Consider the following 12,010-nt stretch of genomic DNA (forward strand, 5'->3'; position numbering starts at 1 on the left):
AGAAAGACATGATTCCTCTCAGCCGTATTTCACGAAATTGCTGCCTTGTCAGCAAAGAGCCGAGCAACCCGGGGGAGGTTAACGGCTAGTTACTTTAGCTGATGCTTTAAAACAAAGTAATCAAGAAGAGATGTGAGCGACGCCTCATCTATTGTTGGCGTTAAGCTTCCGCACCCGCGCCTGCAATGGGGTCACCTGCCGGTATTTCTTCATCACGGTGGTAAAATGGCTCTGGCTTGAAAATCCGCTGGAGTGAGCGATGTCGGCGATCGTCATACGGCTGTCGGCAAGCAGCCTTTCGGCGAGGTCCAGCCGCAGGTCGAGAATGTATTGATGCGGCGGCACACCGAAGGTCCTGGCAAACGCCCGCACAAAATGAGAGGGCGAAAGCCCGCACACCGAAGCCATCTCGGCAAGCGCAAGCTTGCGGGTGAAGTTCTCGTGCAGGAAATCCTGCACCTTGCGTGCGGCCCGGGGAGAAAGCCCGCCTTTTGCAGTGAGCGCCGGCTGCCGTGCCGCATTGATTCGGGTAACCGACCCGGGGAAACCATCATCGCCCGGCATTCTTCGGCCTCCTGATAAGTCCCAGACAAAGTTCAACCCGAGGCCTCCCTGCCCGTTCCCCCCAAAAACAATTCGTGATTGCCCGATGCGGGCCTGCGTCTTCGTTGGGCCCGTTCCTGTGATCGGTCCGTCCGGACGGCGAACGATGCGCAGGCTGCATGGGCGCAAGCACGATTCCTACCGAGTATTCCTTGGCAAGGAATGTCTGGGAGCCGAGCCCGCGAACGGAACAAATCACGTTTTCTTGCGCTGTGGCCCTGAGCGGACCTGCACTTTCAGGAATGATGTTTAGGACGTATCGAGTTGTCCGCTCTCGATCGATGCCTCGGAAAACGCCGCTTTCCCGTGCCTCGTCCGCATTTTTCATTCGCACTGCCTCAGCCGTCTCGACGACGCCTCAAATCCTCTTTCCCGGCCCGGAGACAGCGTAACGCAGCCACCTTCGCTTGGGAAGAAGTTCCACGCGCAAAGAAAAACCTTTATTCGAGACAAGAAAGAAAGAATGGCGATGAATGGGAGTTGACGAGCGTTTCATTTTCGCTCGGCGCAAGGTTTTCGCCATCCAGGAGTTCGCCAATCGGGTGCTGACACGCCCGGTCGAGCGCGATTCTGTATTCTCGTCAACCAGTGATGGCAAGTGCCTGGCGCAGCCTGCGATGATCCATAGCTTGCCGGCGAAGTCGAGCATGGGAGCCGCCGCTCGGAGCCGGTGATGGCAGCCATGGCTACAGATCACCGCGCGGGTTCTCGTACAGATCCCAGGCGAGTTCCACGAAAGCCAGAAGAACATCGTCCCGGTTCCAGCCGGCCGCCACCGCAGCCTGGACAATCTCATTGACGAGAGGCAGCAACTGGTCCTGGCAATCGGCCGGCGCATCGCCGTCGCCCACTGGTGGACCCTCGAAGTTGAACGTCATCATTCGGCGCCCCCCTCGCCAGCAATCGAAGTGTTACATCGCTAATTTCATTCCCTCTGATATACAATGGATGCGGCACCAAAGTACAGGAAGCCCTCGAGGACCAAAGCAGCACGGGACGACGCCGGATCGCACCGGCTCTCTGCTTTCCCGCGCGGTCGGGCTGGGCTCTCTCAGGTGGGATTTATCGCGGATTGATCGAGCCAACGGCTCAATCCTGAAACGAACGTTCCCACCAGCGGAAGAGCCACGCTTGGCGGCTCTCGCGATCAGCGGCGGCCTGCCCTGCGCCGCCTCGTGACGGTTGGTTACGGTCCGGTGCCGTCGCCGATGCTTTTCGATCAACCGCCAAACCGCGGTTCGGCGATGCCCTTGATGTCAAGACCGGTGATCGCGAACAGGCTGCCGCGCAGGACGCCGTCGCCCGGAAAGCGCGGCATCGCGCAGCTTGGCCGGCACCTGGCGGCCACTCGAACAGGCCAACGCGGCGGGAGACGTCAAATCCCACCCTCGCGCCAACTACGCCTTTCATTTCTCCATCTATCGGGCGGCGGGCTCCGAGAACATCTCAAATAGCCGTGCGCCGGCCGTTCTCGCGCTTGCAGAGACGTGGATTTGGCCGGCTGCATTGCCTTCCGAGGGCGCTCGCTGGATAGTCCCGGCAATGTTCGAGACCCTGGCGATTCACTGGCCCCAAATACTGGCGATCATCTCGGTGGTGATGGCGACCATCGGCATTGCCCATGCTGTCATGACCAAGGAGGACGTCCGCGCCGCCACCGGCTGGGTCGGCATCATGGTGCTGTCGCCGATCGTCGGCGTGCTGATCTATGCCGTGGCCGGCATCAATCGCATCCGCCGCGCCACGATCAGCGCCCAGCGCCCGCTCGCCGATGGGCTGGTGTCGGCCAAGCATGAGCGCGACGTCGCCCTTGAAGAGGCGTTGATCATCGAGCGCTATGGACAGCGGTTCACCGGCCTTAGGACGCTGGGCGACAGGGTGGCGCGGCGGACGCTCAACCCGGGAAATGCAATCGAGGTGCTGGAAAGCGGCGGCGAGGCCTATCCGGCGATGTGCGCGGCGATCGATGGGGCCGAGCGCAGCGTTCTGCTCGAGACCTATATTTTCGACAACGACGCCGTCGGCCTGCTTTTCGTCGAAGCGCTGGCCGGCGCTGTCCAGCGCGGCGTCACAGTCCGTGTGCTGATCGACGCCGTTGGCGCCCGCTACTCCGTCCCCAGCATCCTGGGCCACCTGCGCCGCGCCAACATCACGGCGGACGTCTTCAACGGCAACATCGTCATGGGCCTGCGCTTGCCCTATGCCAACCTGCGGACCCACCGCAAGATCCTGGTGGTCGACGGCACCGTTGCCTTTACCGGCGGCATGAACATCCGCAAGGGTTTTTCGGCGGAGTTCGCCGGGTCGAAAAGCGCCAGGGATACGCATTTCCAGGTCACCGGCCCCGTTGTCGCCGATCTCTTCTCGGTAGCCGCTGAAGACTGGCGCTTTGCCACCAAAGAGGCGCTGAAGGGCGATACCTGGCGGATCACACCGGTTTCGCCACCCGCCGGCCAGCCGATGCTGGTGCGCGCGGTCGCGTCCGGACCGGATGCAAGCAACGAAACCAACCACAAACTGCTGATCGGCGCCTTCTCGGTCGCGCGCAAGTCGATACGGCTGATGTCGCCCTATTTCCTGCCGGACCGGGAACTGATCAGTGCCTTGATCACCGCGGCCAGGCGCGGCGTCGAGATCGATGTCGTGGTGCCGGCGGTGAACAACCTCTTCCTTGTCGACCGCGCCATGACCGCGCAATTCGACCAGATCCTGAAGAATTATTGCCGGATATGGCGCACGGAAGGGCCCTTCGACCATTCCAAGCTGCTTGCGATCGACGGCGTGTGGGCCTTTGTGGGGTCCTCCAACCTCGACGCCCGGTCGCTGCGGCTCAACTTCGAGATCGATCTTGAGGTCCTCGACGCGGGTTTTGCCACCGAGATCGAGACCCGGATCGGATCGGCGATCGAAACGGCGGTCCCAGTCACGCTGGCCTCCTTGCGGGCGCGTCCCTTCATCATCCGGCTTTTCGATCGCATGCTCTGGCTGGGATCGCCCTATCTCTAGGAAAACCATTTCTGGGAAAAAATCTGTCTTTAAGAAAACGACGTGTTTACCGGATAGCGTGTCGCCAACCATGGAACATCGGCCGAAAGACTCTATTTCTAGGTGCATGGTGAGAACAGCAAGGACGATCGGCGCGCGATGCGAATGAACGGGCGCAGCCTGCCGGCCAACATGCTCCTGTCCATTCGCGACCGGCGGATGCGCAGGGCCAACGCCTTCTCGGCGAAGAAGGACGGCGTCACCGGGACGCTAGTCGCCTCCTACAACGTCCACAAATGCATCGGCGTCGACCGCAAGTTCGATCCCGACCGTACCAGCCGCGTCATCCGCGAGATCGCCCCCGACGTCATCGCCCTGCAGGAGGCCGACAATCGTTTCGGCGACCGTGACGGGCTTCTCGACCTGCACCGTCTCGAACTCGAAACCGGCCTCGTGCCGGTGCCCATTTCCGCAACGGGCAAAGGCCATGGCTGGCACGGCAATGTCCTGCTGTTCAAAAGGGGCGTCGTTCGCGACGTGCATCAGATCAGGCTCCCGGGTCTCGAACCGCGCGGCGCGGTGGTCGCGGAAATCGATCTCGACGGAAATCAGTCCTTGCGCATCATCGCGGCCCATCTGGGCCTGCTGCGCCGCTCCCGCTCGCAGCAGGCCCAGGTCGTGCTGGATATCATGAACAGTCCCGACGAGAAGCCGACGCTCCTGCTCGGCGACCTGAACGAATGGCGGCTCGGCAACCGCTCCGCGCTGAATACGCTGCACGCGAGCTTCGGCCCGCAGCCACCTGCGGTCCCTACCTTTCCCTCCAATTTGCCGCTGCTGGCGCTCGACCGGATCATGGCCAACCGGCACGGCATGATCGCGACCGTCGAAGCGCATGACACACCGCTGTCGCGCGTGGCCTCCGACCATCTGCCGCTGACCGCCTTCGTCCACTTGTAGTATGTGACCGATAACGGCTTGATGTCGCCAGCGTCGCAAAGCGTGTGGATGTGAGCGGAACACCCGGTTCTTCCGCGAGTTTATGTGTGTTGAACAACCAGGAGGATGGAATGAAAAAGTTGATTTTGGCTTCGGTGCTGGCGTTTGCCGCGACCGCCGCGGCGATTGCGCCCACGCAGGCCGCCAGTGTGACTATCCAGTCCGACGACGGCAACCAATATTCCTCGGACGACGATTCGGGAATTGTCGTGCGCCGTCATCACGAGCGCCGCTATGACAACGAGTATGATGGCGACCAGAGCGTTCAGTATGACGGTGAATACCGGCGTCACCACCGCTATCACCGCTATCACCGCTGCCACATCGAGACGGTCGTGCATTGGCGCCACCACCACAGGGTGGTGGAAGACGTTCGCGTCTGCGGCTGATCGGCGTCTCCTGCCAGGCTATACTTTTCGCCGCTAGGCATTCTGGCATAGCCCCCGACCTTCTAAGGTCGGTGGCTATGCTGCATTGCACAAATTTGCGGCCTTGCTCATAATGCGGGCATGGTCCGAACTTCCCTCGCCGTCCTGGTGATCGACGAAAACCGCATCCGCGCTTCGATAATCGAAGCCGGATTGCGCGAGGCCGGCCATGAGCGGGTCACCGTCATCCATGACGTCTCGGGCATTGCGCGCCGCATTGCCGAGATCGAACCCGACGTCATCGTCATCGACCTTGGAAATCCCAACCGCGACATGCTGGAAAACATGTTCCAGCTGTCGCGGGCCGTAAAGCGCCCGATCGCCATGTTCGTCGACCGCTCGGACCAGGCCTCGATCGAGGCCGCGGTCGATGCCGGCGTTTCGGCCTATGTCGTCGACGGGTTGAGGCAGGAGCGCGTCAAGCCGATCCTCGACATGGCGGTGAGCCGCTTCAACGCTTTCTCGCGAATGGCACGTGAACTGGAAGAGGCGCGCAGCGAACTCGAGAGCCGCAAGGTGATCGACCGCGCCAAGGGCATCTTGATGAAGTCGCGCGGCCTGACCGAAGAGGCCGCCTACACGCTGCTGCGCAAGACCGCGATGAACCAGAACCGCAAGATCGGCGACATTGCCCAAAGCCTGGTGACTGCCGCCGGGCTTCTCGGACCGGCGGAGGACGAATGAGCATGGGCGCCGAGCACCAGATCACCGCCGGCTTCATGCCGCTTTTCGATAGCGCCGTGCTGGTCGCGGCCGGCGAACTGGGCTTTGCCGCGCGCGAAGGCATCGATCTCACCCTGCACCGCGAGACCTCCTGGGCCAACATCCGCGACCGCATCGCCATCGGCCATTTCGACCTCGCTCACATGCTCGGACCGATGCCGCTCGCCTGTAATCTGGGCCTCACCCCCCTCGCCTCCGAGACCATCGTGCCCTTTTCGCTGGGGCTCGGCGGCAACTGCGTGACCGTCTCCAACGCCGTCTGGACCGGTATGGCGGCGCACGGTGCCGTACCCGATCTCGATCCGGCCCGTGCCGGCGCGGCACTTGGCGCCTTCATCCGCGAGCGGGCCGATGCCGGCCGCGACCCACTGCGTTTTGCCGTCGTGCATCCGCATTCCGGGCACAATTACGAACTCCGCTACTGGCTTGCTGCCTGCGGCGTCGATCCATCGCGCGAGATCGACATCGTCATCGTGCCGCCGCCGTTCATGGCCGACGCGCTGGCCGCCGGCCGCATCGACGGCTATTGCGTCGGCGAGCCCTGGAACAGCGCCGCGGTGGNCGACGCGCTGGCCGCCGGCCGCATCGACGGCTATTGCGTCGGCGAGCCCTGGAACAGCGCCGCGGTGGCGGCCGGCACCGGCCATATCGTCACCGTCAAGGCGCAGATATGGCGCAATAGTCCGGAGAAGGTGATTGGCGTGCGCAAGGCTTGGGCCGAGCAGGTCCCCGAGGCGCTGGCGGCCCTCTTGCGCGCATTGCATCACTCGGCGCGCTGGTGCCAGGATCCGGCGAACCGCGACGAATTGGCCGCGGTGATGGCGCAGCGTGGCTTCCTTGGGCTGCCACCGGCCGTGCAGATGCCGATCCTGACCGGCCATCTTCGGCTGGGCGGCGGGGCGGAGCTGGACATCGACGATTTCTTCGTGCCGTTCGATAAGGCCGCCAACTTTCCCTGGAAAAGCCATTCGCTATGGTTCTACACGCAGATGGTCCGCTGGGGCCACGTCGCGCACACGCCCGACAATCTCGCCATTGCACGCGACTGCTACCGGCCGGATCTCTACCGCTCGGCACTGAAGCCACTCGGGGTGGCGCTGCCCGGCGCCAATGCCAAGGTCGAGGGCGCACTCAAGGCCGCGACCGCGGTAGGCGCGACAGGAGCCGGCCTCATGCTCGGACCGGACGGCTTCTTCGATGGCCAGATCTTCGATCCAGACGAGATCGACGCCTATATCGAGGGGCAAAAATCAGCTCTCGGGGAAGCCTGATCATTTCAGCGCCATGCTTGTGCATTGCACAAAAATTATGCGCCCGGAAGGTGAGCTGACCAATGTTTGACCTCAATCGCGACGGATGGGGTCGCCGCATAATGCTCCGATCATCTTGAATCCATTTGGAATTTTCTTCCAGAGGTAAACTGGCACGGTTCCTGCTTTGAAATAAACAAGCCCTTCACGGGCAACTGAACAGGCGTCCAATGGCGGGCGCTACAGGCAAAGCTGCCGCTCANTCGGACCGGACGGCTTCTTCGATGGCCAGATCTTCGATCCAGACGAGATCGACGCCTATATCGAGGGGCAAAAACCAGCTCTCGGGGAAGCCTGATCATTTCAGCGCCATGCTTGTGCATTGCACAAAAATTATGCGCCCGGAAGGTGAGCTGACCAATGTTTGACCTCAATCGCCACGGATGGGGTCGCCGCATAATGCTCCGATCATCTTGAATCCGTTTGGAATTTTCTTCCAGAGGTAAACTGGCACGGTTCCTGCTTTGAAATAAACAAGCCCTTCACGGGCAACTGAACAGGCGTCCAATGGCGGGCGCTACAGGCAAAGCTGCCGCTCAGGTCACTGCGCAATCCCAGGGATGCGCGAAGGCCTGGACGGCGGCTTTTTTGTTTTTGGCCGAACACGCAATCGACGGCGCTTCCAAGGCGCCCAACCGGAGACGACGATGACGAAACGGATCGGAACTGGCACGTCCCTCAAGGATTTCACCCGCCGCGATTTTCTGGCCAGCAGCGCGCTGACGGCGGGACTGTTCCTCGCCGCGAAGACATTGTTTCCCGCTGGCGCTCATGCCGAAGGGAAGGGCCCCGAAGTAACCGGCGCCAAGCTCGGCTTCATTGCGCTGACCGATGCCGCGCCCCTGATCATCGCCAAGGAGAAAGGCCTGTTCGCGAAATTCGGCATGCCTGATGTCGAGGTCCTCAAACAGGCCTCGTGGGGCGCGACGCGGGACAATCTGATGCTCGGCGGCGAAGCCAACGGCATCGACGGCGCCCACATCCTGACTCCGATGCCTTACCTCATGCACACCGGCAAGGTGACGCAGAACAACCAGCCGCTGCCGATGGCGATCGTCGCCCGTCTCAACTACGACTGCCAGGGCATTTCGGTCGCCCAGGAATATGCCGCCACCGGCGTCGGCCTCGATGCCGCCAAGCTGAAGGACGCCTTTGCCGCCAAGAAGGCCGAAGGCAAGGAGGTCAAGGCCGCCATGACCTTCCCGGGCGGCACCCATGATCTGTGGCTGCGCTACTGGCTGGCGGCCGGCGGCATCAACCCGGACAAGGACGTCTCGACCATCGTCGTGCCGCCGCCGCAGATGGTGGCCAACATGAAGGTGGGCAATATGGACGTGTTCTGCGTCGGCGAGCCGTGGAACGAACAGCTTGTCCATCAGGGCGTCGGCTTCACCGCCGCCACGACCGGCGAACTCTGGAAGGGCCATCCGGAAAAGGCGCTCGGCCTGCGCGCCGCCTTCATCGAAAAATACCCCAATGCCACCAAGGCGATCGTCATGGCGGTGATGGCGGCACAGCAATGGTGCGACACCAAGGAAAACAAGGACGAGATGGCCACCATCATCGGCAAGCGTCAATGGATGAATGTGCCCGTCGCCGACATCATCGGCCGTCTCAAGGGTGACATCAACTACGGCAATGGCCGGGTCGCCACCGCCACCGACCTCTACATGAAATTCTGGAAGGGCGGCGTCTCCTACCCGTTCAAGAGCCACGACAGCTGGTTCCTCGCCGAAAACATCCGCTGGGGCAAGTTCGCGCCGACTACCGACATCAAGGCGTTGGTCGACCGGGTCAACCGCGAGGATATCTGGCGCGAGGCGGCCAAGGAGCTCGGTGTCGCCGCGAGCGACATCCCAGCCTCGTCCTCGCGCGGCGTCGAGACCTTCTTCGATGGCAAGACTTTCGATCCGGCCAACCCCTCGGCCTATCTCGACAGCCTGACCATCAAGGCATCGGCTTAGTCAGGCCGTTTGTACCCAACGCAAACGGCGCCAGCGCCGTTCGTCGCTCAGTACCGCACCAGCACGCCACGGAGTATCCCAAGGACATGTCCATCCAAGCCGTCGAGGACACCAAGGTGAAAGCATTCCCGGCCAAGCCAGCCGAGGTGGTCGCCTTCACCGCCAAAGCGCGGCGCCGTATCGATCCGGTGGGGGTCGCCACCAAGGTGGCCAGCGCTCTCGTCCCGCCCGCCATCGTCATCGCCCTTCTGCTTGTCGTCTGGCAGGTCGCCTGCTCGTCGCCGACGGCAAGCCTGCCGCCGCCGAGCCAGGTGTGGAACGAGGCCTATGACCTGATCGCGCATCCATTCTTCGACAACGGCCCGCAGGATATCGGTCTTGCCTGGCGCGTGCTGATCTCGCTGCAGCGCGTCGCCATCGGCTTCGGCATGGCGGCGGTCGTCGGTGTGGCGCTCGGCGCGCTGGTCGGCCAGTCGATCTGGGCGATGCGCGGCCTCGATCCAGTCTTCCAGATCCTGCGAACCGTGCCGCCGCTCGCCTGGCTGCCGCTGTCGCTCGCCGCCTTCCGCGACTCCAACCCGTCGGCTCTGTTCGTGATCTTCATCACTTCGATCTGGCCGGTCATCATCAACACCGCCGTCGGTGTGCGCAACATCCCGCAGGACTATCGCAATGTCGCCCGCATCCTGCGGCTGAACCAGCTCGAATTCTTCATCAAGATCATGGTTCCAGCCGCTGCGCCTTACATCTTCACCGGCCTGCGCATCGGCATCGGCCTGTCCTGGCTCGCCATCGTCGCGGCCGAGATGCTGACCGGCGGCGTCGGCATCGGCTTCTTCATCTGGGACGCGTGGAATTCGTCACGGCTGCCCGACATCATCGTCGCGCTCGCCTATATCGGCGTCACCGGTTTCTGCCTCGACCGCCTGGTCGCGGCTGTCGGCGCCTTTGTCACCCGCGGCACGACGGCAAAGTGAGGAGAGCGCCATGACCGCCTATCTCAAGCTCGACCATATCGACAAATACTTCGCTCGTGGCAGCCAGGTCAGCGATGTGCTGAGGGACATCCGACTGACCATCGACAAGGGCGAATTCGTCTCCATCATCGGCCATTCCGGTTGCGGCAAGTCGACCTTGCTCAACCTGATCGCCGGCCTGACCAAGGTTTCCGCCGGCGCGGTGTTGCTGGAGGACAAGGAGGTCGACAGCCCCGGCCCCGAGCGCGCCGTGGTGTTCCAGAACCACTCGCTGCTGCCATGGCTGACCGTCTACGAGAACATCAATCTGGCGGTGTCGAAAGTCTTCGGCCGCTCGAAGAGCAAGGCCGAGCGGCATGACTGGATCATGCGCAATCTCGACCTCGTGCAGATGGCGCATGCGAGCGACAAGCGGCCGGCGGAAATCTCCGGCGGCATGAAACAGCGCGTCGGTATTGCTCGCGCGCTCGCCATGGAACCCAAGATCCTGCTGCTCGATGAGCCGTTCGGCGCGCTCGACGCCTTGACCCGCGCCCATCTGCAGGATGCGGTGATGGACATCCATTCCAGGCTGGGTTCGACGACGATCATGATCACCCATGACGTCGACGAGGCGGTGCTGCTGTCCGACCGCATCGTCATGATGACCAACGGCCCGGCGGCGACCATCGGCGAGGTGCTGCCGGTGCCTCTGGCGCGGCCGCGCCGACGCATCGAACTTGCCTCCGACCGGACCTTCCTGCGTTGCCGCGAGGCGGTGCTGAAGTTCCTCTACGAACGCCACCGCTTCGTCGAAGCCGCGGAGTAACCCCATGACCGAAAAACTCGTCATCATCGGCAATGGCATGGCGCCCGGGCGCATGCTGGAGCATCTGCTGGAACAGGCGCCGGGCCGCTACGCCGTCACCATCTTCAACGCCGAGCCCAGGGTCAATTACGACCGCATCATGCTGTCGCCAGTGCTCTCCGGCGAGAAGGCCTATGAGGAGATCATCATCCACGGCGACGGCTGGTACATCGCCAATGACATCACCCTCTACAAGGGCCACAAGATCATTGCCATCGACCGGCAGGCGAAGACCGTCACCTCCGACCACGGCGTCACCGAGCCTTACGACAAGCTTGTCATCGCCACCGGCTCGGTGCCGTTCATCATCCCGGTGCCCGGCCACAATCTGCCGGGCGTGCTGACCTATCGCGATCTGGACGACGTTCAGGCGATGATACTCGCCGCTCAGTCGCGCGCCAAGGCCGTCGTCATCGGCGGCGGCCTGCTCGGATTGGAGGCGGCGGCCGGCCTTAACGCGCAAGGCATGGATGTCACCGTGCTGCACGTCATGCCGACGCTGATGGAGCGCCAGCTCGATCCGGCCGCCGGCTACCTCCTGCAGCGCGCGGTGGAGCAACGCGGCATCAAGGTCATCACCAAGGCCAACACGCAGGCAATCGCCGGCAATGGCAAGGTCGAGCAGGTGGAACTCGCCGACGGCACAATCATCCCGGCGACGCTGGTCGTCATGGCGGTGGGCATCAGGCCGAACGCCGCTCTTGCCAAGGATGCAGGCGTTGCCGTCAACAGAGGCATCGTCGTCGATGCCGGCATGCGCAGCAACGACCCGGATATCTACGCACTCGGCGAATGCGCCGAGGTGGGCGGCATGGTCTACGGGCTGGTGGCACCGCTCTATGAGATGGCGCGTGTCGCCGCTCATCAGCTTGCCGGCGACGAGACCGCCGCCTTCGTCCACATGGACACGCCGACCAAGCTGAAAGTCACCGGCATCGACCTCTTCTCGCTCGGCGACTTCGCCGATGGCGACGACCGCCAGGAGATCGTGCTGCGCGACGCCTCGGCCGGCGTCTACAAGCGGCTGGTGCTCAGGGATGACCGCATCATCGGCACCGTGCTCTATGGCGAGACATCGGACGGCGCCTGGTTCAACGATCTGAAGAAGAAACAGACCGACATATCGCGGATGCGCGATACGTTGATCTTCGGCCAGTCCTACCAGGGGGGTGCC

General features: G+C 62.8%; 11 protein-coding genes and 1 pseudogene. 9 read left to right on the top strand and 3 right to left on the bottom strand.

Annotation, left to right across the window (positions count from 1 at the left end):
* Positions 1-144: 144 nt before the first annotated feature.
* The 3 genes from X742_RS164850 to X742_RS164840 all read right to left on the bottom strand — a co-directional run bounded on the left by X742_RS164850 (position 145) and on the right by X742_RS164840 (position 1,484).
* Positions 145-564: an AraC family transcriptional regulator gene (locus X742_RS164850; protein ID WP_023770401.1), complete on the bottom strand. Its 420-nt coding sequence runs from the start codon at positions 562-564 to the stop codon at positions 145-147.
* Positions 565-961: 397 nt separating this feature from the next.
* A complete protein-coding gene (locus tag X742_RS1000000173795; RefSeq protein ID WP_156939344.1) occupies positions 962-1,252 on the bottom strand; it encodes a hypothetical protein in 291 nt (96 codons plus the stop codon).
* 37 nt (positions 1,253-1,289) lie between these two features.
* Positions 1,290-1,484 carry a hypothetical protein gene (locus X742_RS164840; RefSeq protein ID WP_023770403.1) on the bottom strand — a complete coding sequence of 65 codons (195 nt, stop codon included), beginning with the start codon at positions 1,482-1,484 and terminating at the stop codon, positions 1,290-1,292.
* A 661-nt stretch (positions 1,485-2,145) separates the two neighbouring features.
* On the opposite strand from X742_RS164840, the gene X742_RS164835 reads away from it, so the two are divergent.
* The 9 genes and pseudogenes from X742_RS164835 to X742_RS0135920 form a co-directional block, all read left to right on the top strand.
* Positions 2,146-3,609 carry a phosphatidylserine/phosphatidylglycerophosphate/cardiolipin synthase family protein gene (locus X742_RS164835; RefSeq protein ID WP_023770405.1) on the top strand — a complete coding sequence of 488 codons (1,464 nt, stop codon included), beginning with the start codon at positions 2,146-2,148 and terminating at the stop codon, positions 3,607-3,609.
* A 138-nt stretch (positions 3,610-3,747) separates the two neighbouring features.
* Entirely contained in the window at positions 3,748-4,548 is an 801-nt protein-coding gene (locus tag X742_RS164830; protein ID WP_023770406.1) for an endonuclease/exonuclease/phosphatase family protein, read from the top strand.
* A 110-nt stretch (positions 4,549-4,658) separates the two neighbouring features.
* A complete protein-coding gene (locus X742_RS164825) occupies positions 4,659-4,976 on the top strand; it encodes a hypothetical protein (RefSeq protein WP_023770407.1) in 318 nt (105 codons plus the stop codon).
* A 120-nt stretch (positions 4,977-5,096) separates the two neighbouring features.
* Positions 5,097-5,699 (top strand): ANTAR domain-containing response regulator, encoded by a 603-nt coding sequence (locus tag X742_RS164820; RefSeq protein ID WP_023770408.1) that lies wholly within the window; start codon positions 5,097-5,099, stop codon positions 5,697-5,699.
* Positions 5,700-5,701: 2 nt separating this feature from the next.
* A complete protein-coding gene (locus X742_RS164815; protein ID WP_031247665.1) occupies positions 5,702-7,009 on the top strand; it encodes a CmpA/NrtA family ABC transporter substrate-binding protein in 1,308 nt (435 codons plus the stop codon).
* Between the two features lie 686 nt (positions 7,010-7,695).
* Positions 7,696-9,012, top strand: coding sequence for a CmpA/NrtA family ABC transporter substrate-binding protein (locus X742_RS164810; RefSeq protein ID WP_023770410.1), 1,317 nt, complete (start codon positions 7,696-7,698; stop codon positions 9,010-9,012).
* An 86-nt stretch (positions 9,013-9,098) separates the two neighbouring features.
* Positions 9,099-9,989 carry a nitrate ABC transporter permease gene (ntrB, locus tag X742_RS164805; protein ID WP_023770411.1) on the top strand — a complete coding sequence of 297 codons (891 nt, stop codon included), beginning with the start codon at positions 9,099-9,101 and terminating at the stop codon, positions 9,987-9,989.
* A gap of 10 nt (positions 9,990-9,999) precedes the next feature.
* On the top strand, positions 10,000-10,797 hold the full coding sequence (locus X742_RS164800; protein WP_023770412.1) for an ABC transporter ATP-binding protein: 798 nt from the start codon (positions 10,000-10,002) through the stop codon (positions 10,795-10,797).
* A 4-nt stretch (positions 10,798-10,801) separates the two neighbouring features.
* Positions 10,802-12,010 (top strand): annotated as a pseudogene (locus X742_RS0135920) (FAD-dependent oxidoreductase); the annotation flags it as partial.

The organism is Mesorhizobium sp. LNHC229A00 (assembly GCF_000502415.1).
Classification (GTDB): Bacteria; Pseudomonadota; Alphaproteobacteria; order Rhizobiales; family Rhizobiaceae; genus Mesorhizobium.

Coding starts and splice junctions, on each gene's coding strand:
- X742_RS164850 (WP_023770401.1), bottom strand. CDS start 564: ATGCCGGGCGATGATGGTTTCCCCGGGTCGGTTACCCGAATCAATGCG.
- X742_RS1000000173795 (WP_156939344.1), bottom strand. CDS start 1,252: ATGCTCGACTTCGCCGGCAAGCTATGGATCATCGCAGGCTGCGCCAGG.
- X742_RS164840 (WP_023770403.1), bottom strand. CDS start 1,484: ATGATGACGTTCAACTTCGAGGGTCCACCAGTGGGCGACGGCGATGCG.
- X742_RS164835 (WP_023770405.1), top strand. CDS start 2,146: ATGTTCGAGACCCTGGCGATTCACTGGCCCCAAATACTGGCGATCATC.
- X742_RS164830 (WP_023770406.1), top strand. CDS start 3,748: ATGCGAATGAACGGGCGCAGCCTGCCGGCCAACATGCTCCTGTCCATT.
- X742_RS164825 (WP_023770407.1), top strand. CDS start 4,659: ATGAAAAAGTTGATTTTGGCTTCGGTGCTGGCGTTTGCCGCGACCGCC.
- X742_RS164820 (WP_023770408.1), top strand. CDS start 5,097: ATGGTCCGAACTTCCCTCGCCGTCCTGGTGATCGACGAAAACCGCATC.
- X742_RS164810 (WP_023770410.1), top strand. CDS start 7,696: ATGACGAAACGGATCGGAACTGGCACGTCCCTCAAGGATTTCACCCGC.
- ntrB (WP_023770411.1), top strand. CDS start 9,099: ATGTCCATCCAAGCCGTCGAGGACACCAAGGTGAAAGCATTCCCGGCC.
- X742_RS164800 (WP_023770412.1), top strand. CDS start 10,000: ATGACCGCCTATCTCAAGCTCGACCATATCGACAAATACTTCGCTCGT.